Source organism: Brevibacillus sp. MS2.2 (genome assembly GCF_013284345.1).
GTDB lineage: Bacteria > Bacillota > Bacilli > Brevibacillales > Brevibacillaceae > Brevibacillus > Brevibacillus brevis_C.
Map to the genome: position 1 here is coordinate 1 of NZ_JABSUZ010000057.1, position 23,498 is coordinate 23,498.

Here is a 23,498-nt window from a genome sequence, read left to right on the forward strand (position 1 = left end):
ATGACGCCGTCAGGGAAGGAACTAACGGTCAAAAACCCGTCGTGTATCACAGAAGAAGTCGGCTTTTTGCATCTGTCTGATCGGTCACATGTTTTTGCCGCTGAACAAGCAGCTCGTGCCGCACAGATCGGCTGGGCACAACAAACGGGTGCGGCTCGTGGCGAAATCCTTTTTCAAATGGCTGCCGCTTTAGAGGCAAATGCAGACAGCTTGGCACAACTGGCAAGCCGGGAAATGGGCAAGCAGCTTGGCGAGATGCGCGGAGAAGTGGCACGCGGGGTCAGTCTGTTACGCTATTATGCCGGGGAAGGGATGCGTTCCAACGGCAACCTGATTCCTTCTTCAGATACGAACGTTTTGCAATACAGCCGTCGTGTCCCGCTCGGAGTCGTGGCGGTCATCACACCATGGAACTTCCCCGTTGCGATCCCTATCTGGAAGATCGCTCCTGCACTCATTTGCGGGAACACAGTCATCTGGAAGCCGGCGGAAAATGGTTCTCTTACAGCGACACGACTAGCTGAAATATTTGCGGAAACGAAGCTGCCTGCGGGTGTGCTGAATCTGGTGATTGGCAAGGGCCGCGAGATCGGCAATACCCTCACGAATGAAGCCGAAGTCGATGCGGTCAGCTTTACAGGCTCATCGGAAACAGGCAGACAGATTGCCATCGCGTGCGCGGGTCGCAATATGAAATATCAGACTGAAATGGGCGGAAAAAATGCGGCAGTCGTTTTGGCTGATGCGGATCTGGATAAAACCGTTCCGATTTTGCTCAGCGGCGCGTTTCGTTCGGCTGGTCAAAAATGTACGGCTACCAGCAGGATCATTGTAGAGAAGGCGATTTACCAGCCTCTGGTCGAGCGGCTGCAATCGGCTATGGAGATGTGCCGGGTAGGAGATGCCAGCGATCTGGAAGCGTATTTGGGTCCTGTTGCCTCGGCTGCACAGTATGAGACGGTTGGGAAGTTCATCGCATTGGCTAATGAGGAAGCGACAGTCATTGCCCAAAGCCCATCATATGCAAAAGAGGAGCAAGGCTATTACATCCGCCCTCAAATTGTCGAGGGTGTCGCTGCCAATCATCGGCTCGTTCAGGAGGAAGTGTTCGGACCATTGGCTGTGCTTTTGACAGCTGACGGTTTTGACGAGGCGGTGGAGCTGTGCAACCAATCTGTATACGGACTGAGCGCTTCGCTGTTCACCCGAGATTTGGCGAGTGCCCATCGCTTCTTGGATGTGGCGCAAGCGGGGATGGTTCGTGTCAATCAGGAGACGGCAGGTGTGGAATACCAGGCTCCATTTGGCGGCATGAAGCTATCCAGCTCACATACACGGGAGCAGGGGCAGGCGGCGCTTGATTTCTACAGTACGACGAAAACATGCGCGATCAAATACGCGTGGTGATCCATCGAGCTTTTCGCCAATCGCATAAAAAGGTGAGGATGTTATGCACTTCAATCAGTTGTTTACGACGATCGAGGCCCATACCGGGGGGGAACCGCTGCGCATCATAACAGGCGGCATCCCACCGCTCGCGGGCGAGACGATTCTGGAGAAGCGACGATACTTTCGGGAGGAGCTGGATCATATCCGGCGGGTACTCATGTATGAACCGCGCGGGCATCATGGTATGTACGGCTGTGTCATGACAGAGCCCGTTAGCCCAGATGCGGCATTTGGAGTGCTGTTCATGCATAACGAGGGCTACAGTACCATGTGCGGACATGGAATCATTGCGGTAGTGACGGCTGCCATTGAGACGGGAGTACTTCGGCTGGAAGATCCAACAGAGCCTATTGTGATTGACAGTCCGGCAGGAAGAATCATTGCACACGCCACTGTGAAAGAATCGCTGGTCCATTCCGTCTCGTTTGAAAATGTCCCTTCCTTTGTCTTGGCACAAGATGTTCCTATTGAATGGGGCGGACGTGCTTTTTCAGTGGACATTTCTTTTGGAGGAGCATTCTATGCAGTCGTACAGGCAGAAGATATCGGGGTTCAGGTGGATATCGAACAATTGGCCGAGCTGCAAGAGTGGGGCAGACGAATCAAGGATCAAATCGAGGCGAAAATGGAGGTGGTTCATCCGTTGGAGCCTGAGCTCAAAGGAATTTACGGGGTGATTATCTCGGATAAGCCGAGAGTGGAAGGATCAGACCTGCGCAACGTGACAATTTTCGCCGATAAGCAGATCGACCGCTCCCCATGTGGTACAGGTACTGCGGCTCGCGTAGCCACCTTGCATGCACGAGGGAAGCTGGCTGCTGGAGAATCGTTTGTGCATGAAGGAATTGTCGGGAGCCAGTTTATCGGCAAGGTGGTAGCAACCACGCAGGTGGGGAGTTATCCGGCTGTCATCCCGAGCATAGAAGGCAAGGCGTTCATCACAGGTCTGCATCAATTTGTCGTTGACCCTTCGGACCCGCTGAAAGACGGATTTTTGCTGCGATAGGATCGTTTGCTAGAAACAAGAGGTTACCGATCACAGGTAGCCTCTTGTTCATCCCCCAAAAAGCCTGGTCACAATACTGCCACGCATTGGGACATCAGCATTTTTCCCCTTCTTCTGGTATAATGGACAAGATTGAATTTAGGAGTAAAGGGGTTGAATTTTTTGCCGTACAAAGCGTTAATTGAAGCGCATGTGGGTAGCTGGGAAGTTGCGTTCGTGCTCTTGATCGTTGCCTACATCCTGTATCGCGTGGGTAAAGCAAAAGCAGGCAAGATCGTACATATGCTGCTCAGACTCATGATGGTCATCATTCTTGTATCGGGAGCTTGGATGCTTTTCGTGGGTCACGCAACGGATTTCTATTACTACGTGAAGGGCATCATCGCAGTTATTGCCTTCGGTTTGATGGAAATGTCCTTGGGCAAAGCAAAGCGACAAGAAGGCAGCATCGGCTTCTTCATCGGCTGTATTGTCGTTTTGGTGCTGGTTATTCTGCTTGGCTATCGCGTATTTATGTAAGGTAGGCCATACAGGAAGGAAGAGGGTTTCCTCGCAAGAAATATTTGCGGGTGAAAGCCCTTTTTTTGTTTGGACGGGCACGGACAAGCCAATTAGCAACGGAAGGGCGGGGGCCATATCACTCTATGCACATATGTTAGAGGGGAGAGGTGAGGAAGAAAAATGGCCTATCCTTCTGACAGTCAATTCATCCCGTTTACCCTCGGCGGAAGTCCATTTGGGGACGTCCCGAACGATGAAAGTCCCGGTTCTGTCGACTTGGTAGGAAACTCTACGTTTCCGGTTGCCTTTTTGGCTTACGATGGAACGTCTCTCTATTTTCGGATGAGAGTCAACGAAGACCCAAGAAATTCGCAAAAAACAGGCTTTCAAAACTATGCCTGGGGCTACTTGATCAATACAACCGGAGTCGCTGGCACGTATCAGTGGATGCTGGGGGTGCAAGGTTTACGCAACCAGATTGCCTTGATTCAAAACACGGTAGTTGAATTCAATTCGTGGACGGATCAAGCGGAGGGGACAAACGGCAGTGGAGCGCCGAACTGGCAAGCGCCAATTATCAATTTTGACACGGCTCGTGTGCGGCTGACCAATGACGGTTCAAATTTTAGCGGTACTCCTGATTACTTCATTGACCTCGTCATGCCGGCTGCTACCTTTTTTTCAACGATTGGTGTTACTTCTCTTACCTCCCTTCGTTTCCTTCCTTTTACCTCTGCCAATGACAACAATTACAACAAGGACTCTCTGCGGACCAGTGAAGGCTTAAGCTTTGTCAATTCCTTGAGCAATACGACTACGGTGGCGACGGGAGACGTTCGAGCCAGCCTTGCCATTGATAAGCAGGTAACAGCAGGACCAGCCGTCGTTACCACAGGACAACTGTCGCAATGGGCGGGATCGATCATTGTCACCAATACCGGGAAGAGCCAAGCAACGACAGTCGTTGTCAACGACTTGATCGAGCTGGATCAGGTTACGGCTTTTACGGTAAACGCAACCAATATCGGATCTGTCATCTACAATCCCCTCACGAAGGTACTAAGCTGGACGATCGGCAATTTGGCCGCTGGATCTACTGCCAGTTTGTCATTTACGGTCAATGGGGTTTTCGCGGTCTCTCCAGGCGGAACGCGGCGTTTAAACACAGCGACAGTCACAGGCGTAGACAGCTTTTCTGGCAGGACGCTTTCTCCTGTTCAGGATAATATTGTCATCACGGTTAACTTGGCTGGAAGTGTTGCTGGTGTGGTGCTTGACCAGTCCACGAACTTGCCTGTAGCAGGTGCGCAGGTCGCGCTGTATGATTCGATTCCTGTACTAATCGGAACGACGACAACAGACACAGATGGTGCCTATTCGTTTGTTGGATTGGCTCCTGGTCTGTATTCTGTGTCGGTGACCGCGCCAACTTATGACCCCAAAATCCAGTTCGTGAGCGTTTTGGCAGGCCAGACCACAAGAGCAGACATTTTGCTTCCTCCGAGTCCGGGTCAGGTGAATGGAACGATAACAGATACCGGGTTGGCACCCATCTCGGGGGCAGTGGTAAAGCTCATTAATACGACAGGCGTGACCGTAAACCAGGCAGTGACTGGGGGAGGGGGGACCTATCAGTTTACCAATGTCGTGCCGGGTTCCTACACCCTTGCAGTCAGTGCGGATACATTCCGGCCAGCCACAGTCGCAATCAATGTCATTCGAGCCCAGGCGACTACACAAAATGTAGTACTCCAAACTTCGGTTGCCCAGCTCTCGGGTCTGGTGACAGGTCCGGGTGGCATACCGATATCCGGGGCATTGGTGGAAGTGCTGAACCAGACAGGTATTACACTGACGGAAACGACAACAGATGGAGCTGGTACGTATCTGCTGACAAAGCTCGCAGAAGGTGTTTATCAAATTCGTGTCAGTGCCGCGGGCTTTTCCACACAATTAGCTGGAATCAGTCTGCAAGCGGGTGATGCCAAAGTACTTGATTTTTCATTGACGACTGCATTTGGAACGGTAAGTGGAACCATTTCCGATGCGCAAACGGGTGAGGGAATCCCGAATGCGAGTATCAAGGTGGTCACTCGTTCGGGAATTGCTGTAGGAGAGACATTAACCGACGCGAATGGAGACTACGCTTTATCCTTGCTAGGTCCGGAAACCTATGTCCTTACGGTTGCGGCAGAGGGGTATGCGGGCCAAACAGTTGGGATCGAGATCAATGCTGGAGCTACTACACCGGTTGACCTCGAATTGGAAAAACTGGCAGGGGTATTGAATGGGACTGTCTCGGACACAGGGAGCAATCCGCTTGGTAATGCCACTGTCATTGTTATGAAGGGTACTATTCCTGTGGTGCAGACCATTACCGACAGCGCTGGCACTTTTTCCTTCCCGCACTTGGCCTCAGGCACGTATACCGTAACCGCTTCGGCTTCTGGTTATTCTACTGTTGTGTTGGGGGCAACTGTGCTTCCTCAGGAAATATCGTCCCTTGCTTTTGTCCTGCAAGCTTCTCCGGGATCAATCGCAGGACAGGTGGTCGACAGCGGCAATCAGCCAATTCAGGGTGCCACTGTCATCATTAGGGAAAATACGGCAGCAGGTGCTGTTGTCGCTACTGTATTGACGGATGGGAACGGACAGTATGTAGTACCTAATCTGCTACCGCAGGCGTACGTAGTCATCGGATCTGCTCCGAATCAAACGACAGTGATCACAGGGGCAATCGTTACCTCATTGACGACAACAATGGTGAATGTACAGCTGGAAGACTTGCCTGGAAGCATATCAGGTTCGATTTTTGATGCTACCTCGGGTCTGCCGATAGCAGGTGCTTCGATCGTGGTTAGCGTGTTGAACCAAGCAGGGGCAATCGTCGCCCATGCAAATAGCGATCTGTCTGGCAATTACGGGATCACAGGGCTTGCACCCGGCGTTTATACCATTACCGCCCGTGCAACCAATTATGAAACGAACAGTGCTTCCGCTACTGTACTTGCCAACACAAATACGCCTGTCAGCTTGGCGTTGTTTGCCAGTCCGGGTGAGATCCAAGGACAGGTGCTTGCTGCAGGGACTTTACAACCGATTGCCGGTGCACAAGTAAATGCACTCGATTTCAATGGCTCCGTCGTGCATTCGGTATACAGCGATAGTCAAGGAAGCTTTGTTATCACGGGCTTGACGCAAGGTCAATACGTCATCAGTGCTTCAGCGGATGGCTTTCAGTCCAATCATGTCGGAGCCCTTGTGCTCGCGAATACAACGACTCCAGTCCAGCTTCAGCTCAATCAGGATTTCGGTTTTATTAGCGGGACAGTAGCACCTATCGTACCGGGAACCACCATTCAATTGTTTGATATCAATAACCTGTTGAGAGGCACAGTCGTCGCAGATGGAAATGGGGCATTTTCATTTTCAGGGATCGCACCAGGCTCTTATATCCTTCTAGCTACCGCTCCTGGCTACGCTGTTCAATCTGTTGGGGAGATCGTACAGCCTGGGCAGACGGCCAACGTTTCCTTTACGCTTATTCCGAATCCGGGCAGTATTTCTGGAACGGTGCAAGACACGGGTATGCAGCCGATTGTCAATGCCGTTGTCCGTGTCCTGGATTTGAATGAGACGACAATAGGCTTCGGCTATACGGATTCAAACGGGGCCTATACAATTGGCAACCTGCCTGCCGGATCAGTTGTCGTGGTGGCAAGTGCCCCTGAATATGTTACAGGCTCGGTTGGTGTTACACTTGGACCCGGTGAAAACAAGACCGGAGTAGACTTTACTCTTGAGGCGAATGCAGGCGGGATTAGTGGACAGGTGACGGACGCGACGAATCCCGCGGTATTCATTGCAGGCGCCGTTGTACTGATTCGTTCGATAAGTAACGGAAATGTAGTGGCTACAGCAAGTACCGACCAGACGGGCAGCTATTTGATTCAACATCTGTTGCCGGGCGCTTATACCGTCACGGTAAGTGCGCCTAGCTATGCTGATCAATCAGTAGGGGCCAATGTAGTCAGTGGAGAAACGACAGGGGCAAGTGTGGCGCTCTTGCCTTTGCCTGGGTCCATCGTTGGTAGTGTCATAAACAGCTTGGGCGTACCTGTTACGGGAAGTGAAATCAGCGTCAAGCTGATAGATAGCAATCAGGCCGTGAAACAGAGCTTGCTCGCGAATGGATCGGGTGTATTTTTCATTGGGAGTGTCTCTCCTGGCGTTTACACCGTTATCGCGTCAGCGCCTGGCTATGCCGTAGGAAGTATTGGCGTGATCGTGACGGCGAATACCGCAACTCCAACGACCGTTACGTTACCTGACTTGCCTGCGGCTATCTCGGGTGTAGTGACTAATCAGATGACGGGATTCGGGATTCCGGGAAGCACCGTGCTCATTACGGATGCCCATGGTGTTGTGCTTGCTCAATTATTGACAGACGATCAAGGCAATTTTTTGGCAGAGAAGCTTCCGCCGGGTGTCGTAAATGTTACTGTTTCTGCACTGAATTTTGTATCCGTCTCGCAGGCGGTTATTTTGCAAGGGGGCATTACTACCAACTTTCAGCAGGCATTAATTCCCAATCCCGGCAGATTATCCGGCGTTGTGACTGATCTGGAGACGGGCTTGCCGATCATTGGTGCAACGGTAATCGTCTTCGACAGCACCCGTGCCGCTGTGGGTTCCGTACTGACAGATGCAACTGGTAACTTTTCGCTTGATAGGCTGGCTCCTGGAGGATACACCGTCAATGTCAATGCGACTGGATATGCAAGCGATGTAGCTGGCGCACAGATACAAGCGGGGGCGGCGTCCGTATTAAGCTTTGCATTAAACGAGTTGCCCGGTGGAATAGCTGGTACAGTGCGAGAAGAAGGTACGGCCTCACCGATTGGTGGTGCGGTTATTACAGTTCGACTAGGAAGTCCGTCTGGAACGATACTGGCTATTGTCCTGACAAATGCGCAGGGTCAGTATATGGTGAGTGGACTTTCCCCGGGGAGCTATACACTGATTGCAAGTGCTAGTGGATTCGCTGCTGAGGCTTCAACAGCTATGGTCGGATTGGGAGCGACTACTGGTCTTGATTTTTCTTTGCCGAATCTGCCTGCAAATGTCACAGGTGAAATTAGTGACGCCCTTCTCAGCACTCCTTTGCCGAATACGCTCGTTCGCTTGCTGGGCAACAATAACACGATTCTCTTTTCGACGCAGACAGACGCTCAGGGAATTTACTTCATGGATGGATTTGTGGCTGGAAATTACACCCTTTTGGCGAGAAACGAAAGCTATCAGAGGGAGAGTGTCTCCTTTGATGTAGCTCCTGGGGGCACAGCTACAGTCAATATCCCACTGGACCCGAATCCTGGTGTTTTGCAGGGTACCGTCAGGGATGCGCTTGATGGTACGCCACTGGTAGGGGCGGAAGTGTTGATCTTTTTCCCTGGCACAAACAACTTGTTGTCTCGGACGATTACGGACGGTCTCGGTCAGTTTAAAATCGACGGCTTGGCTCCCTTAACCTATACACTTGCGATTAGCGCTCAAAACTACACCACCCAGCCTGTTGGTGCGACGATCTTTTCCGGACAGACCACTACGATTGAAGTGGGGCTCCCCCCTTTTCCGGCTGCTGTAACAGGTCAGGTACAGGCTGCTGGTGGAGGCGTTGTTCCCAATGCATTGGTACAGGTGAAGGATTCACACGGGACATTGTTCGGCAGTGCGATTACAGATGACCTGGGCAATTTCTCTGTTGGTAATCTTCCGCCTGGAACGTATCTGATTAGTGCAAGTGAAGATAGCTACGCAATCGCAACACAAAGCATCACGGTCACGGCTGGACAGACAATAAGCGGAGTCATCCTTACGATGTCTGCTCTGTCGGGCAACATTTTTGGGCAGGTGACCAATCAGTTGACGGGACTCCCTATCACTGGAGCGGCTGTTAATGTGCAACTGTTTGCCAGTGGCCAATTTATTGCAAACACCGTAACAAATCAGAGCGGGCAATTCCAGGTGAATGGCTTGACGGCGGGAGTTTACAATGTCATAGCAAGTGCAGATGGCTTTGGCACGCATTACAGCACAGTTACAGTCCTAAACGGGCAGACGACGGTAACAACGGTCGAACTGCTGCCAATCGTGGGAACCATATCAGGGATCGTCCTCTTGCCGGATGGCACGCAAGCAAGCGGAAACAATATTCAATTGTCGTTATTTCATGCAGACCAGATTCGCCTGCAAAATATTTTGGCTGAGCCGGATGGAACATTCCATTTTGTTAATGTGGCTCCCGGCACGTATACCGTTATCGGGACCATCCCGGGCATTGGTACCGGTCAGGCAGAAGCAGTCGTTTTGCCGAACCAAACGATCTTTATTATCATCCGCCTTTCTCAAGCAGGTACGATACAAGGAACGGTTCGATCCGGTTTGACAGGCTTGCCAGTTGCTGGAGCGACCGTGTATGTGCAAACGGTGAATCAACCAAATAGGGCGACTGTGGTCGTCCAAACAGACAGCTTCGGCAGGTACAAGGTAACTGGTCTTGCTCCTGGCACCTACTTAGTTGTAGCCAACGCGATGGGGAGTGGTGAAGCGAGAGGAACAGTGACGTTGGGTGCAGGGGAAATCGTGACGCTCGATCTGGTTCTGCTTCCAGCAGCAATGAGTGGATTTTTTCGGGTCGCAACATGTCCGGCCATTTTGCTTACCCCATTTTGATGTTTTGGAGAATTGCTCCACTAGAAAATATAAATATGGCGGATAACTCCTTTTTTGATATAATAGCTGTAGAAATACAGCTTTTTTGTTTTGGGTAAAAACAACTATGAAAATCCTGACTTTTTTCAAGGGGGAGCAAGCTATATGGTGAAACAGCAAGAGGAGCTGTCCCATCCATTGACAGCTACCATCACAAAGACAAATACGCTTTTGCATATTCAGAGTCTCCTTCCCTCCTTTACGAAATCGGAGCAAAAGGTTGCCCATATCGTCTTACAACAGACAGACAGCGTGATTTATTCATCAGTGATTGACCTTGCAGAAAAGGCGGGGGTGGGTGAGACGACCGTTTTGCGATTTTGCAGGAAAATAGGCTTTCATGGTTATCAGGAATTCAAGCTGGCATTGGCGCAGGAATTGGTCAATCCAGTCAAAAACTTGCATGGCGAAGTAGGAGAAGACGATTCACTGGAGATTATCACGCACAAAGTAACAGCAACCAATCAACAGGCGATCGGGGATACCTCGGCCCTGTTTCAGATCGAACAGTTGGAGCGCTGTGTAGACCTATTGCAAAAAGCAAACACGATCCATTTTTACGGGGTAGGCACGTCAGCGGTAACAGCCCAGGATGCCAAGTACACGTTTTTGCGGATCGGGCTTCGAGTGGACGCTTTTAATGAATCGCATCTGCAAGCGATGGCTGCAGCGACTCTGGGACCGGGGGATGTCGCAATCGGGTTGTCTGTATCAGGCAGTACGAAAGACACGATTGATTCATTGAAAGTCGCCAAGCAGGCAGGCGCAACTTGCATTTGCCTGACGCACTATCGACGCTCACCGATTACGAATGTAGCAGACATTACACTTCTGACCGCAGCGCAAGAAGGTCCGTTGCAGGGCGGCTCTCTCGCAGCAAAAATTGCACAGTTGCATGTACTGGATGTCATTAGTACGACAATCACGATGCGCAACAAGGAAAAGGCCCTTTTATATAAAGAGAGAACAGCGAAGGCTGTCCTAGAGAGAAAGTATTAAGAGGTATCTTATATTGAATAGGAGTGGTTGGTAATGAAGCTCGTGATTGTGAAAGATTACACGGAGCTCAGCAGAAAAGCTGCTGAAATGCTCGTAAGCGAAGTAAAAGTAAATCCGAAGACCGTCTTTGGCCTTGCAACCGGAGGCACACCAGTAGGGATGTACCGTGAGCTAATCAAGCTGTCGCAAGCAGAGAACATCGATTTTTCGCAAGCGAGCAGCTTTAATCTGGATGAATACGTCGGACTTTCCTCGACGCATCCGCAGAGCTATCGCTCGTATATGCAAGAAAACTTGTTCAATCACATCAATATTCCTGCGGAGAAAACACATGTGCCAGTTGGGAATACGACAGATCATTTGGCAGAGTGTGCCCGCTATGAGGAAGCGATTCGTTTGGCAGGGGGGATCGACATCCAGGTGCTGGGGATCGGCAATAATGGCCATATTGGCTTCAACGAGCCTGGCTCCCCTGCCGACTCATTGACACGCGTGGTCCAGCTCACTGACAGCACGATCGAAGCAAATGCCCGCTATTTTGATAGTGTGGACCAGGTTCCGACTCAGGCTGTTTCCATGGGGATCAAGACGATTCTTGGCGCTAAAAAAGTCGTACTTCTTGCAAGTGGAGAGGCAAAGGCGGAGGCAGTGCGATTGATGTTGGAGGGAGAGTCCACAGCAGATGTACCAGCTTCCTTATTGCAATTGCATCGGGATGTAACAGTCATTGTGGATCAGGGAGCAGCGAGCAAGCTGACAACCTCCGTACTGGCAGGAACGAAACCAAGCGGCAGTTAATGCACCGCTTGGTTTTCATTTTTCTTGTTCACGAATCTGTTCCGAATACGCACTTGTTCCTTATGCTATACTGGGAATGTTGCAAGAATGTCACCAGATTTTTCAAAGGAGCTGATTGAGAATGAGCGCAAACGAAGCGTTGCTTACATTAGAAGGTTGGTATACGTATCATAATTTTCGCACCATCAATTGGGAAAAGTGGAAAGCAGCGTCCGCAGCAGAACGCCAAGAAGCGTTGGACGAGCTGAATGCATTGATCCGCACATGGGAAGCGAATGAGGGCGAGAACCAAGGCAGCACGGCTGTCTACTCCATCCTCGGACACAAAGCAGACCTCGTGTTCATGTTCCTGCGTCCAACTATGCAAGAACTCGATGAGATCAAAACAGCGTTCAACAAAACACGCTTTGCTGCCTATACAGAAGCTCCTTATTCGTATGTATCCGTAGTAGAGCTGAGCAACTATGTACATAACCCAGGCGAAGATCCAAAAGCGAATCCGCACGTGCGCGACCGCCTTTATCCGATTCTGCCAAAATGGGAGCACATTTGCTTCTATCCAATGAACAAAAAGCGTGATTTGCAAGACAACTGGTACATGCTCTCCATGCAGGAGCGCCAAGAAATGATGCGCTCCCACGGCTTGATCGGTCGCTCCTACGCTGGCCGCGTGAAGCAAATCATCGGTGGCTCCGTTGGTTTCGACGATTGGGAGTGGGGCGTTACCCTGTTTGCCAACGACCCGCTGGAATTCAAGCATATCGTTTACGAAATGCGCTTTGACGAAGTGAGCGCACGCTTCGGTGAATTCGGCAACTTCCTCGTAGGAAACGTATTGAACGTAGAAACACTGGCGAAAAAGCTGGAAGTATAATCAATAAGCCCAAAAGATCCGCTGTGCGAGATAGTTGCATAGGCGGATCTTTTTTTGGGACTACATATCTTCTCTTTAATGGTAAAATAAGGTTATATTGCGATAACAAGAGAGGAGAGGTTGATCCGTGTTGAGACGTGCTACATCGTGGGGACTTTCACTAGGCGTGTCATCGTCCATTCTGATGTCGTCTGTATTCGCAACAGCAGGTGTCGAGGGCCTTGCACCCATCGTGCATGCAGCCGAGAAAATGCTTTCGCAGGAAGAGGCAATTAAATATGCCCAAAAGTGGGTGACAATTCCGGGGGGCTATAAGCTGAGAAGCGCCAGAATGACAAATCCGGACGATGATTACTATTATTCAGGACGATCCTATTGGAATCTCACTTGGGAAAAAAACAAGGTCGGAAGTATTTATGTGACGATTGACGCTGTTTCTGGACAATTGTCTCGTTATTCCAATTATTTAGATGACGAACAACTCGGAGGCACAAAAAATAAGCTTACGGAAGAACAGGCAATGGGAGCAGCGACGCAGTTTCTGAAAAAAGTGACAACCGAAGAGGAGCGGAGTCGTTTATCCAAACCGAATGAATACGCGGGACAAGACGATTATTATTTCAGAAATCAGGGACAAGTTGTCCGTTTTACTCGCATGGTCAACGAGATCCCTTTTCTGGGAAATGGTTTTCAAATCATCTTGGACAGGAGTGGGGAAGTCATCAGCTTTCACCGGGAATGGTACGACGGAAAGCTCCCGGAAGCAACGAAAGTCATAGAGATAGCCGAAGCAGAGAAAAAATGGGAGGAGAAAGCAAGCCCATCCCTTGTGTACAAGGATTTGGCAGGGATGACGGATAACTATCAGCAGGGACCTGGCACTTACGAGCTCGTCTACGGGTTCCAGAATGAGGACCCGCAACTGGTCGAGGCAACGACTGGAGAAGTCATCAATTTATTTGGAAAAGCAGCAAGCAAAAAAACAATCAAGCCATTGGGGGATACGTTCTCCAAAGAAACACCAGAAAAACGGCTGATTACAAAAGAAGAGGCACAAAAACTTGCAGAACAATACGTGAAAAGGCTGCCTGGCAACTATCGTTTTGACGGCAGCAGCGGCGGGGGCTCGAGTTCAGGACCAGGTGGAATCTCTGAACGCCACTGGAGTTTTGATTTCATGCCACAAAATGGAGGGAAAAAATCAGACGAGGTGGAAGTGGATATTAATGATCGGGGAGAATTGGTCGGTTATCAAGTAAATCCAAATGGTAAATTTGAAGAAACTCCCAAAAAGATGGTCACCACGTGGGAGCAAGCCGAAGAAAGTGCTACGGAACTTGTAAAATCGCTCTTGGACGATCAGCTGGGAGAAATTTATCTCATAGAGGAGGAACCTTCGAAGGAGACTCTGCAAAGCTATGCCGATAATGGGGAGCATTACAATATTCAATTCGGCATGTTGGTCAATGGTATCCCGGTTGAGGATGAAACCTTCCGAGTCGAGGTCAATCCGGAGACAGGGGTAGCTGAGTCACTGAACAAAAGGTCTCGATTGGAAACACGGCTATTGCCCAAGGCAAAAGTACAGCATATTGAACAACAAAAAGCGAAAGCTGTAATCAAAGAGCAGCAAAAGTTTCAGCTTGCCTACCATCAGCCTGTTCCAGAGTGGAAATCGGCGAAGCAGTCTGAACCGTTTCTTGTCTATCGGTACGTTGGCGATAACGGGATTGTGAAAGCAGGTACCGGTGAATGGTACAGCTTTGTTGAAGCGCAAAAAAAGCAAGCACCGAGCGACATCGATGAGCATCCGCAACAGGCAGAGCTTGAATTTGCGCTTCGCAGGGGGTGGATGACGGTTATAGACGGCCAGTTAGGACCTGAAAAAGAGGTTTCACGTGGGGAAATGGCCATGATTATGGCCCAGATGGCAGATGAGAGGGAATTCCGAAATCTGCGACCTTCCTTCGACAGCGATGAAGAACGGTTCATTCATGATTTTGCTGACGTACCTTCCTCACATCCAAGCTACGCTGCCATTCAAAAAAACGTTGAGTACAAGCTGATTCCAAAGTCAGGCAAAAATTTTGAGCCAGACCGAATGATTACACGCGCAGAAGTAGCCGATATGGTAGCGAGGATGTTGGGATACAATAACCTTCTGGACAAGCCTGAACTATTCAAGTCTCCTTACCAGGACTTGCAACCGCAGCATATACCAGCCGCTACTCTTCTCTCTGCTCACGATCTCTTCAAGGGAAAATCAGCAACGAATTTCGAACCGGATGCAACCGTTACCCGTGCACAAATCGCTGAGTTGCTCAAAATGATTTACGACCAGCAGCAGGAGCGGCATTAATTTGCAACACAACTCCCGCGCCGACATTCCTGTGAAAATTTACGAACTCTTGTCTTTGGTTCCCGGACACTTTTTGTTAAAGTAAACAGGAAAGCATTTTTGACAGCGGAGGGGAACAAGACTGGGCTTTCTCAAGTTTAAAATTGGTTATCGTACGCTAAAAACAGCCATTGGAACGGCTATCTCGATTCTGATCGCCCAGCAGCTGGGCTTGATGTATGCTTCTTCTGCGGGGATCATTACGATCTTGTGTATTCAGGTAACAGTGAAGCAATCGTTTCAGACAGCGTGGAATCGGATTCTCGCCAGTTTATTGGGTCTGGGAATCGGTGTCTGCCTGTTTTCCCTTATGGGCTATACGCCGATTGCCATTCTCCTTTTCATTTTGCTCTTCTTGCCGCTCGCGGTGCGTTTTGGCATTCAGGAAGGCTTCGTCAACAGCATGGTTGTGCTCATGCATCTGTATTCTTCCAAGAGAATCGACGGGATGCTCTTGCTGAATGAGGTCGCATTGCTCGTCATCGGTGTGGGCGTAGCCCTACTGGTCAATCTGTACATGCCGAGTCTCGATAAAGAGCTAAAAGGGATGCAAGTAAAGGTGGAGAAGCTGTTCAGCAAAATCTTGCGGGAGTTCTGCTACTACTTGCGTCACGGCGAAAGTGATTGGGACGGGAAAGAATTAATTGAGACAACAGGGGTATTGGAAACGGCAATTCGCTTAGCCTCGCGAGATGTTGGCAATCGATTGGGCCGCCGCAACGATTCGTACTACGAGTATTTTGTGATGCGACAAAAGCAGTTCGAGCTATTGGAACGCATGATGCCGATCGTCTCTTCCTTGGATCATCAGGTAACAGAGAGCCATCGGATTGCAGATTTTCTTGAGCGAATCAGCGACTCGGTACATCCGGGCAATACTGCCTACCGCTTTATCGACCAGCTGCGCGTGATGCAAGAGGAGATCAAGGCAGCAGATTTGCCGCGAACGCGAGAGGAATTCGAGACGCGTGCCTCGCTGTTCTACCTCCTTCGAGAGATTGAGAGCTATTTGTTCATCAAGCATGAGTTAGGCAAAAACAGGGACGAAAAGGCTCAGGCGGCAAGGAGTTAGACAAACAACAGTACGTAACAATGAAAGAGTTGTAGAATATCGAGGAAGGACTGCGAATACTTTTCGCAGTCTTTTTTTGTTTTTCGGTAAAAACTCGGTGAACTTTTCATTAAAATCAAAAAAATGCACCGTTGTCCTAGTACGTTTTTGAACTTACTTGTATACCGTGTACAAGCGGCGAAAAAAAATCAAAAGAGTAGGATCAAGGAGATGAGAGTGACCAGATGAAAATAATTGTGAATGAAAAAGAGTTGAAAGAGTATTTTCGGGGGCTGCGTGGTCTCATTTGGGGAAAAGACCAAAGAGACGAAGAAGTCGAAACTGACAAGGAAGAAGCTGTTCGCTGTTCGCTTCGCAAAGAGCTGTATACAGAAGAATTCGCCGCATTTCTGCAAGAAAACCACAGTGATTTGCAACGCGATTCTTTTCGGAAAGTGCTGCTGCGCTATTTGCATGAAACCGTCGAGCTGGGAACAGATGCAGGAAGTGTTACTGGGGTCCTGGATGAGGTTGGCCGGGACTATGCTGAAATTATAGAGTCAAGCGGCACACGTGTGCTGATTCGTTTCACGCAAATTAATTATGTCCATGCGGTGTAAGGAGGAGAAGACAAATGAACTATGTACAGAAATTGAGAACGTTTATAGGTGATAGTGTACAGGTTGTAACTGGATTCGATGTGACTTCCGGTGAGTTGCTCGGCGTGACCAATTCGACATTAACCGTGCGTGCAGCAAGTGAGCCAGGCTATGGCGGTGGTCAAACAGTGGTATTTCAACTGGATCGTATCACGTATGTGCGCGTCGTCTAATGGTGGGGCAGCAAAGGAGAAGGGGCCTCGTGCCCCTATCCATTCTCATTCCTGCCATGCATGGCACAGATCATCTGCCAAAGCTGATTGCCGCATGTAAACAGCTTGCACCTCTGGAGATTATCGTGATTTCGAAAAGGACTCTGGAACTTGGCTCCGGTGTGCGCGTCGTTCTTGCAGAAGCAGTTGGGAATCTGTTCGCTTGGCGGAGAGAGGCTGCCAAGCATGCAAGAGGGAGTGTTCTGCTTTTTCTCGGCGAAGAACAAGTCGATTCGCTGTCTGGATTGCAGCGATTTTTGTTCCCGATTTTATATGGAAATGCACAGGTCGTTTTGTCCCAGCATGATCCTCGGAACAGGAGGATGACAAAGCCACGGCCCATCCACAGTTTTTCCTTGCTGGTAAATAACCTCTTCGGTCGCTCTGACCTGCGTGAAGCTTCCTTGCTGGACACCCCTCACGCCATGACCAGAGAGGCACTTTCCAAAATCGGAGTGGAACAATTGGCACAGCCTGCTCAAGCGCACAAGCGGGCAGTTGTGAGTGGACTGTCCATTATCGCGCAAGCCATTGGAACGGGGACGGAAGAACGGATGTTTTTGCCACAGCTTCACGGTTCGTTGCTCAAAGAGCTCTCTTTATATGAAAAGCTGGTGATTGCCGAACAGCTTGATCTCGTCTCGCGTCTTCCTTTTCGCGGCGGACTGTCCGATGGAGGCAGGCGAAGAGATATAGCAGAGAATGCGAGTGGTAAAAACAGTGGTATGCCCGTTACGCAGGTAGGGAAATGGCCTTTGCGACAAACAACTCTTTACAGTGGGAAAACGGTATCTGTAATTATTCCGGCCCTGAATGAGGCAGCGACGATCCAGCAAGTGATCCGTGAAGTTCTTCGGTTGGAGCCAGTTGAAATTATTGTGGTCGTCAATGGCTCGGTTGATCAGACAGCACGGCTTGCTCGTGAATGCGGAGCGACGACCGTAGAGTTTCCATATGCATTGGGTGTTGATACAGGACGAGCAATTGGGGCAAGTCTGTCAAAAGGCGACATTCTGCTGTTTGTCGATGCGGATACGATTATGACCGCTCATGATCTGTACCCATTTGTTCTCGCTTGCGAGTGCGGCGTGGATGTGGCCCTGAATGATGTTTCTGTATTTTTGAATCAGCCTTGTGCAGACAACGTTTTTGTGGCTTGTCGCCATGCTCTCAACTTGGCTTTGAATCGTAAGGATTTGGGTATCGGATCTATGGTGACTGTCCCCTTTGCCTTACGCAGGGAAGCGGTTGCTCCGCTCGGGTGGGACATACTGCTTTGCCCGCCAAAAGCACAAGCAGTATACGCACAGGCAGGTGTAAAGATGGAATTGGTTCATCAGGTGAACAGCTTCACCTCCAACCGACTCCGGCCAGAAAAACACTTCGCCAGCTCCGGAATGCCCCCTGCCGTCGAACAGATTGCAGGTGACCACGTGGAAGCCTTGCAGTTTCTGGCGAACGGACGGTAGCGAGGATGCGATGTGAAAACAAGAAGACTGGAAGGAGGAAATTCAATTGGCAATAGAGCGAATAGAAGGTCTGGTAAGTGTTGTCATTACCAATTTCAACAGGGCTGCTTATATACGTGAATGCTTGGACAGCATCCTTCAGCAAACCTATGAAAATTGGGAGATTATCCTGATCGATGATGCATCAACAGATCATTCCGTACAAGTGGCCAGAGAATGGCTGGAAGAGAGTAAAAGGTTTTTTCCAAGAGAGAATCAGGTGCTGATTCATGAGCTCTCTCGCAATATTGGCTTTGCGGGTGCCATCAACGTCGGGCATTACCTAAGCAGAGGCGAGTTCATCGCGATTCAGGACTCGGATGATTTCTCCCATATCCTGCGTCTTTCGCGGCAGGTTGAATACTTGAAAAATCATCCCCAGGTCGATTTGGTCGGTACGAGTTACTATGCGTTTTCGTCCGACAATCCGGAAAAAAAGCAGCTCGCTGGATGGATCAAGTACGGCGATGACATTCGCAAAGTATACGGAAACGGGGGACACTGCGTCTGTCACGGAACCTGTATGTTTCGAGGAAGATTGTTTGACCAGATTGGTGGCCCGACACGCCGGATTGAGGGTGCAGAAGACTACGAATTTATCGCCAAAGCTTTGAATGCGAGAGCAGGCGTGAACAATATCGCAGAAGCATTGTATTATTACCGCACCCACGCTGAGCAGCGTTCGGCCCACTATTATCGGAAGAAGGGAGGATAAAAAGTTGACTAGCAGTAATGATCGGATATTGATGGTGCTGGACAATTTGAGGACAGGCGGAACGGAGACACATGTTCTTAGCATGGGTAAAGCATTGAGGAAAAAAGGCGTCCAACTGTTTTATGCAGGTGGCAACGGCCCCTTCTACCAGGAATTTGTTGATGCAGGCTTTTTGGTTGAACCGATCGAATCCGCACGTGAGCCGCTCCAGGCACGCAGACAGCATCTGATCGAGTGTTACCGTGCATGTATGAAAAAGCATTGTATTACCATCGTCCATGTGCATCAGACACCATCAGGCCTTCTTGCCGCTACGGCAGCCAATGAGCTCGGCATTCCTGTCGTGTTTACCTTGCATGGAACGTACTACCCAAAGGATGAGGCGATAAAAGTAGCCCAGCTCTGCTCAGCCGTTATCAGTGTAAGCAAACCTGTCCAACTATTCTGGCAAAAGCGAGGGGTAAAAACCACCCTCATTTCCAATGGGGTCGATATGGAAGAGTTTCAGTCTGGCATTGCAAGTAGGGCTGATGTGCCGTCATTGCCGCCTGATGCCACAGTGGTTACGTATGTCAGCAGGTTGGCTTGGCAAAAAGCGACGGTGTGCAACATGGTGTTGCGGGCAACGAAAACACTTCGGAGTGAAATTCCCAACCTGCATATCGTGGTGGTGGGTTCAGGTGCCCAGGCCATTCATGTTCATGAGCTGGCAAAAGTGCTGAATAAAGCCGCAGGGCAGCCCTATATTCACATTGTGGGGGAGCAAACCGATGTCCGGCCGTATTACGCCATCAGTGATTTGGTGATTGGAACAGGGAGAGTCGCACTCGAAGCGATGGCGTGCGGAAAGCCTGTGCTTGCAATCGGTAATCATGGCTACGTCGGTTTGGTCGAACCTTCGTCCTACGATTTGGCTTGGGATTGCTACTTCGGTGACCACTCCTCTGTGCAAAAGCCGTCTCCTTCGTTGATTGACAGTGCTCTGCGTCAAGCGTGCCGTGACCGAAATCAATTGAAGGAAATAGGAGGCCAAGGAAGAGCGTGGGTCCAAAATCATTTTCATATCACGCAAAAATGTGCCTCCTTGCTTACCATTTATGCACAAATAAAAAATAGAGGGGGGGCGACAAGCATGAAAAAAATTTTGTACGTTGGCTGGCTAGGGTTCAACAATTTGGGCGATGAGCTGATGTGGCATGCCTTTTACAATTTGTCATGCAAATACCTCGATCCTACACAATACAAGGTCATTCCTTCCCTGCCCGGGGTTGATCTGAAGGATGTAAGCGAGTATGACACCGTCGTTTTGGGGGGAGGATCGCTTCTCATCCCGGGGTATGTGGATGTAGCTTATCGTGCTGTTGAACAGAAAAAAAATCTATGGGTCTGGGGAAGCGGGTTTGACTCACAAGATCAAGTCGAGCTGGATTCTTCCGGCAGATTGACGAACAAGCTGATTACGGGCCAAGATAAAATGAGCCATATGCTGCAAAAAATCGCCGAGCACGCCACGTTTTTTGGTGTACGCGGACCACTTACACTCCAATACCTCCAGCAAGCGGGAGTGGGAGAAAGGGCAGTGATTAGCGGAGACCCGGGGATGCTGCTTATTCCCGCATCATTGCCAACAGTGGCAGATAAAAGCAAGCGATTCACGATTGGCATCAACTGGGGTACGTCCTATAACCGAATTTATGGGAAAAACGAGACCGCAGTAGAGGATTCACTGGTATATGCAGCCAAGAAGCTGATTAAGGCAGGCTACGATATCCACTTGCTCACCATGTGGGGACCGGATCGGGAAGCCATAAAAAGACTGTACAAAAAAATCGACGATCCAGCTCATACGATTCTCGACCTGGAGCTGCACGATCATACGCAAATGCTGCAACTGATGAAAGGCTTTCAGGCGACGATCAATTTTAAGCTGCACGCCAATGTGCTGAGTGCCGCTGCCGGTATTCCGTTCGTTTGCTTGGCGTATCGAGTGAAGGGCATCGACTTCGCTTATTCACTGGATCTGCCGGAGCTCCTCGTGCCAACAGACGAGCCACAATTAGGTGAACGAATTCTTTCTTGCACCTGGGAGGCCATCGCGCGTAGGGAGCAGATCGCAGCAAAATTGGTGGCGAGTCAGAAAAAAATGATCGAGAATTTGGAACAGCCGTTCATCCAAGGCTTGCTGTAAGTCCATTTGTACAACGAAAAAAGAAGACAAGGGGGATCTGTAGATTTGCTACAGATCCCCCTTATACATTGTCGTAGCAAAAATCAGTACTCACTGTGCTCCCGCAAGCTGGCTACAGGAACACTCATCTCCTGATCCGGCTTGTTGAGCGGGTAAATCCTCGCCATGTCGTTGTCATCATCGATGTGCTGGATGTATACGGGTATTCCATCGCAGGTAACATTCGCCATAATGGGTGAAGCGGCTATTTCTTTCGCGCGCTGTTTATTCATGTTAATTCCTCCTGTCATACCTAACAGCTTTAATATGTACGTCAGCCCAGCATGGTATACTTTTTACACCTGTTGACATTCCCTAAAATATGTAATAAATTGAAGAGGAAATTACTACGATATCGTACTAAAAGGAGTCGCCGGTATGCATCAACTATATGACCTCTTTCTGAAAACCGGCTTACGTCCGTTCGCCTTTATGTCCGATACGATGCAGCTGGAAGAAAAACTGACTCGCTCCGATTTGTCGACACTCCTCATTTTGCTTTTCCGCGGAGATTTGACTATGTCAGAGCTGGCGCAAGAGATGGGGGCGCCGCTTAGTTCGATGACCAGCATCGCGAAACGGCTTGAACGCAAGGGCTATATCGCAAGGGCTACCTCTGTAGAGGATCAACGGGTGAAGCTCGTTACACTGACACAACCAGGCAAACAGCTCGCAAAAGAATCTGAGCAAATGATGCTGACGATGCTGGGCAGGCTTCAGAAAGCATTTACGCCGGAAGAAATGGAGCAATTCACCACCCTTTTACTCAAGGCAGCCAAGGTATTTCAGGACGGAGGGCCTGTCAAGCCTCGTGAAACAAAGGTTCGTTCCATCAAGATCAACATTGAGGAATAGTCGGTTCGAGCCTGCTTCTTTTTTTGTCTAATTACTACGAAATCGTATTAAATGGATCGTGAAGGAGAGAGTTGAGATGAGAATCATCATTTACACCGGCAAAGGTGGGGTTGGGAAGACGAGTGTTGCAGCAGCAACGGCTGTTAAGCTGGCAAAGCAGGGAAAGAGGACGCTCGTTCTCAGTACGGATGCCGCACACAGTTTGGCTGATTCATTGGGGACTGTGATCGGACCAGACCCCGTACCAATCAGCGAAAATTTATGGGGCCAGGAAGTAAACAGCTTGCGGGAAACCGAGCGCAACTGGGGGGCAGTACAGGGATGGCTGACAACATTGCTCGACAAAGCACAGTTGACTGATATTACAACGGAGGAGATGCTCGTTTTTCCTGGCATGGAGGAATTGTTCAGTTTGCTACAGATCAAGGAACACGCCATGAGTGGGCAATTCGACGTCCTGGTAGTAGACTGTGCCCCAACCGGAGAAACACTGCGCCTGCTCAGTTATCCGAACGTATTGAATTGGTGGTTGGAGAAAATTTTTCCGACGGAGCGCAAGCTGATCAAACTGGTTCGCCCAGTGGCCAAGATTGTCAACAAAGTAGAGCTTCCTTCTGATGATGTGCTAGACAGCGTCGAACAGCTCGCACGGGGGCTGGAGGACATGCAACGCATTGTTTTGGACCCGGAGATTACATCAGTGAGGATCGTCGTAAACCCGGAAAAAATGGTGCTTGCGGAAGCAAAGCGCTCGTTTACGTACTTAAATTTGTTCGGATTCAATACCGATGCCATCATCGTGAATCGGGTGCTTCCGGATGAAGCGGGAGAGGGGTTTTTTGCCCACTGGCGAGAGCTGCAACGAAAGTATGAGAACGAAATCGTGGAAAACTTTCAACCGCTCCCGATTTTGAAAGCACCGATGATGCCAAAAGAAGTGATTGGGCTGCCTGTTCTAGAAGAATTGGCTGATATCGTTTTTGGAAAAGAGGACCCATCCGCCAAGCTTTATCAGGGCAGGACGGAACTGATTCGAGAAGTGGACGGCGAGTTGCAGTTGGAGCTGATGATTCCTTTTGTGGATAAAGCAGCCTTGGATTTAACGCAAACAGGGGATGAATTGACCGTAAATGCAGGTGCCTACAAGCGAAAAGTCATCTTGCCACGCGTATTAATGGGACGACAGGTTACGGGAGCGAAATATGCGGAAGATCGGCTAATCATTCGTTTTAGCGCAAGGGAAGGGGCTGCCCAACATTGAGTCCTAGTGGATTGAATAGGGTGCTGACGATTCTCGGGAACATGGAACAGCATGGAACCGAACGACATGTGAAAAATGCCTGCAAGGAATGGCTACTCGCATCGCGGTCAGTGATAGACAGTGTTATCGATGCGTTACAGGATGAACAGGAACGTCCGAGAGCTCATAAAATCAACATTTCCAAGGAATAGGCCAATGTGAGAGGAGAGAA

Annotated in this window: 18 protein-coding genes; 17 read left to right on the top strand and 1 reads right to left on the bottom strand. The window is 49.7% G+C overall.

The window, feature by feature from the left end; genetic code table 11:
* The 14 genes from HP568_RS28340 to HP568_RS28405 form a co-directional block, all read left to right on the top strand.
* The coding region (locus HP568_RS28340) for an aldehyde dehydrogenase family protein (protein WP_173630845.1) at positions 1-1,407 on the top strand (1,407 nt) is incomplete at its 5' end.
* 43 nt (positions 1,408-1,450) lie between these two features.
* A complete protein-coding gene (locus HP568_RS28345; RefSeq protein ID WP_173630846.1) occupies positions 1,451-2,455 on the top strand; it encodes a proline racemase family protein in 1,005 nt (334 codons plus the stop codon).
* Positions 2,456-2,608: 153 nt separating this feature from the next.
* Positions 2,609-2,974 (top strand): YisL family protein, encoded by a 366-nt coding sequence (locus HP568_RS28350; RefSeq protein WP_007715853.1) that lies wholly within the window; start codon positions 2,609-2,611, stop codon positions 2,972-2,974.
* 162 nt (positions 2,975-3,136) lie between these two features.
* Positions 3,137-9,691, top strand: coding sequence for a carboxypeptidase regulatory-like domain-containing protein (locus HP568_RS28355; protein WP_173630847.1), 6,555 nt, complete (start codon positions 3,137-3,139; stop codon positions 9,689-9,691).
* A gap of 144 nt (positions 9,692-9,835) precedes the next feature.
* Entirely contained in the window at positions 9,836-10,729 is an 894-nt protein-coding gene (locus HP568_RS28360; RefSeq protein WP_048034321.1) for a MurR/RpiR family transcriptional regulator, read from the top strand.
* Positions 10,730-10,762: 33 nt separating this feature from the next.
* Entirely contained in the window at positions 10,763-11,527 is a 765-nt protein-coding gene (gene nagB, locus HP568_RS28365) for a glucosamine-6-phosphate deaminase (RefSeq protein ID WP_173630848.1), read from the top strand.
* Positions 11,528-11,648: 121 nt separating this feature from the next.
* Positions 11,649-12,401, top strand: coding sequence for a hydrogen peroxide-dependent heme synthase (gene hemQ / locus HP568_RS28370; RefSeq protein WP_007715842.1), 753 nt, complete (start codon positions 11,649-11,651; stop codon positions 12,399-12,401).
* A gap of 127 nt (positions 12,402-12,528) precedes the next feature.
* Positions 12,529-14,760, top strand: a complete 2,232-nt coding sequence (locus tag HP568_RS28375) for a YcdB/YcdC domain-containing protein (RefSeq protein ID WP_173630849.1) — start codon at positions 12,529-12,531, stop codon at positions 14,758-14,760.
* A 142-nt stretch (positions 14,761-14,902) separates the two neighbouring features.
* Positions 14,903-15,871, top strand: coding sequence for an aromatic acid exporter family protein (locus HP568_RS28380; protein ID WP_309142242.1), 969 nt, complete (start codon positions 14,903-14,905; stop codon positions 15,869-15,871).
* A 224-nt stretch (positions 15,872-16,095) separates the two neighbouring features.
* Positions 16,096-16,470: a DUF2642 domain-containing protein gene (locus HP568_RS28385; protein WP_173630850.1), complete on the top strand. Its 375-nt coding sequence runs from the start codon at positions 16,096-16,098 to the stop codon at positions 16,468-16,470.
* Between the two features lie 14 nt (positions 16,471-16,484).
* The gene (locus HP568_RS28390; RefSeq protein ID WP_048034317.1) at positions 16,485-16,682 is read left to right on the top strand and encodes a hypothetical protein; all 198 of its coding nucleotides are present in this window, start codon (positions 16,485-16,487) and stop codon (positions 16,680-16,682) included.
* Positions 16,683-16,711: 29 nt separating this feature from the next.
* Positions 16,712-18,190, top strand: a complete 1,479-nt coding sequence (locus HP568_RS28395; protein ID WP_309142241.1) for a glycosyltransferase — start codon at positions 16,712-16,714, stop codon at positions 18,188-18,190.
* A gap of 46 nt (positions 18,191-18,236) precedes the next feature.
* Positions 18,237-18,944: a glycosyltransferase family 2 protein gene (locus HP568_RS28400; protein ID WP_173630851.1), complete on the top strand. Its 708-nt coding sequence runs from the start codon at positions 18,237-18,239 to the stop codon at positions 18,942-18,944.
* 4 nt (positions 18,945-18,948) lie between these two features.
* Positions 18,949-21,132 carry a polysaccharide pyruvyl transferase family protein gene (locus HP568_RS28405; protein ID WP_173630852.1) on the top strand — a complete coding sequence of 728 codons (2,184 nt, stop codon included), beginning with the start codon at positions 18,949-18,951 and terminating at the stop codon, positions 21,130-21,132.
* A gap of 83 nt (positions 21,133-21,215) precedes the next feature.
* Here the strand turns inward: HP568_RS28405 and HP568_RS28410 are convergent, their stop codons facing one another.
* Complete coding sequence (locus HP568_RS28410; RefSeq protein ID WP_173630853.1) at positions 21,216-21,404, bottom strand: H-type small acid-soluble spore protein; 189 nt, start codon at positions 21,402-21,404, stop codon at positions 21,216-21,218.
* A gap of 145 nt (positions 21,405-21,549) precedes the next feature.
* Between HP568_RS28410 and HP568_RS28415 the strand changes: the two genes are divergently transcribed.
* From HP568_RS28415 to HP568_RS28425, 3 genes are all read left to right on the top strand, one after another.
* Positions 21,550-22,026, top strand: a complete 477-nt coding sequence (locus HP568_RS28415; protein WP_048034313.1) for a MarR family winged helix-turn-helix transcriptional regulator — start codon at positions 21,550-21,552, stop codon at positions 22,024-22,026.
* 76 nt (positions 22,027-22,102) lie between these two features.
* On the top strand, positions 22,103-23,287 hold the full coding sequence (locus tag HP568_RS28420; RefSeq protein ID WP_048034312.1) for an ArsA family ATPase: 1,185 nt from the start codon (positions 22,103-22,105) through the stop codon (positions 23,285-23,287).
* An 11-nt stretch (positions 23,288-23,298) separates the two neighbouring features.
* The gene (locus HP568_RS28425) at positions 23,299-23,478 is read left to right on the top strand and encodes a hypothetical protein (protein WP_254551591.1); all 180 of its coding nucleotides are present in this window, start codon (positions 23,299-23,301) and stop codon (positions 23,476-23,478) included.
* Positions 23,479-23,498: the final 20 nt, after the last annotated feature.

Excerpts from the sequence above, each read along its gene's own strand:
- nagB (WP_173630848.1), top strand. The coding sequence starts at position 10,763 with ATGAAGCTCGTGATTGTGAAAGATTACACGGAGCTCAGCAGAAAAGCT.
- HP568_RS28360 (WP_048034321.1), top strand. The coding sequence starts at position 9,836 with ATGGTGAAACAGCAAGAGGAGCTGTCCCATCCATTGACAGCTACCATC.
- HP568_RS28390 (WP_048034317.1), top strand. The coding sequence starts at position 16,485 with ATGAACTATGTACAGAAATTGAGAACGTTTATAGGTGATAGTGTACAG.
- HP568_RS28415 (WP_048034313.1), top strand. The coding sequence starts at position 21,550 with ATGCATCAACTATATGACCTCTTTCTGAAAACCGGCTTACGTCCGTTC.
- HP568_RS28420 (WP_048034312.1), top strand. The coding sequence starts at position 22,103 with ATGAGAATCATCATTTACACCGGCAAAGGTGGGGTTGGGAAGACGAGT.
- HP568_RS28345 (WP_173630846.1), top strand. The coding sequence starts at position 1,451 with ATGCACTTCAATCAGTTGTTTACGACGATCGAGGCCCATACCGGGGGG.
- HP568_RS28385 (WP_173630850.1), top strand. The coding sequence starts at position 16,096 with ATGAAAATAATTGTGAATGAAAAAGAGTTGAAAGAGTATTTTCGGGGG.
- HP568_RS28410 (WP_173630853.1), bottom strand. The coding sequence starts at position 21,404 with ATGAATAAACAGCGCGCGAAAGAAATAGCCGCTTCACCCATTATGGCG.
- HP568_RS28355 (WP_173630847.1), top strand. The coding sequence starts at position 3,137 with ATGGCCTATCCTTCTGACAGTCAATTCATCCCGTTTACCCTCGGCGGA.
- hemQ (WP_007715842.1), top strand. The coding sequence starts at position 11,649 with ATGAGCGCAAACGAAGCGTTGCTTACATTAGAAGGTTGGTATACGTAT.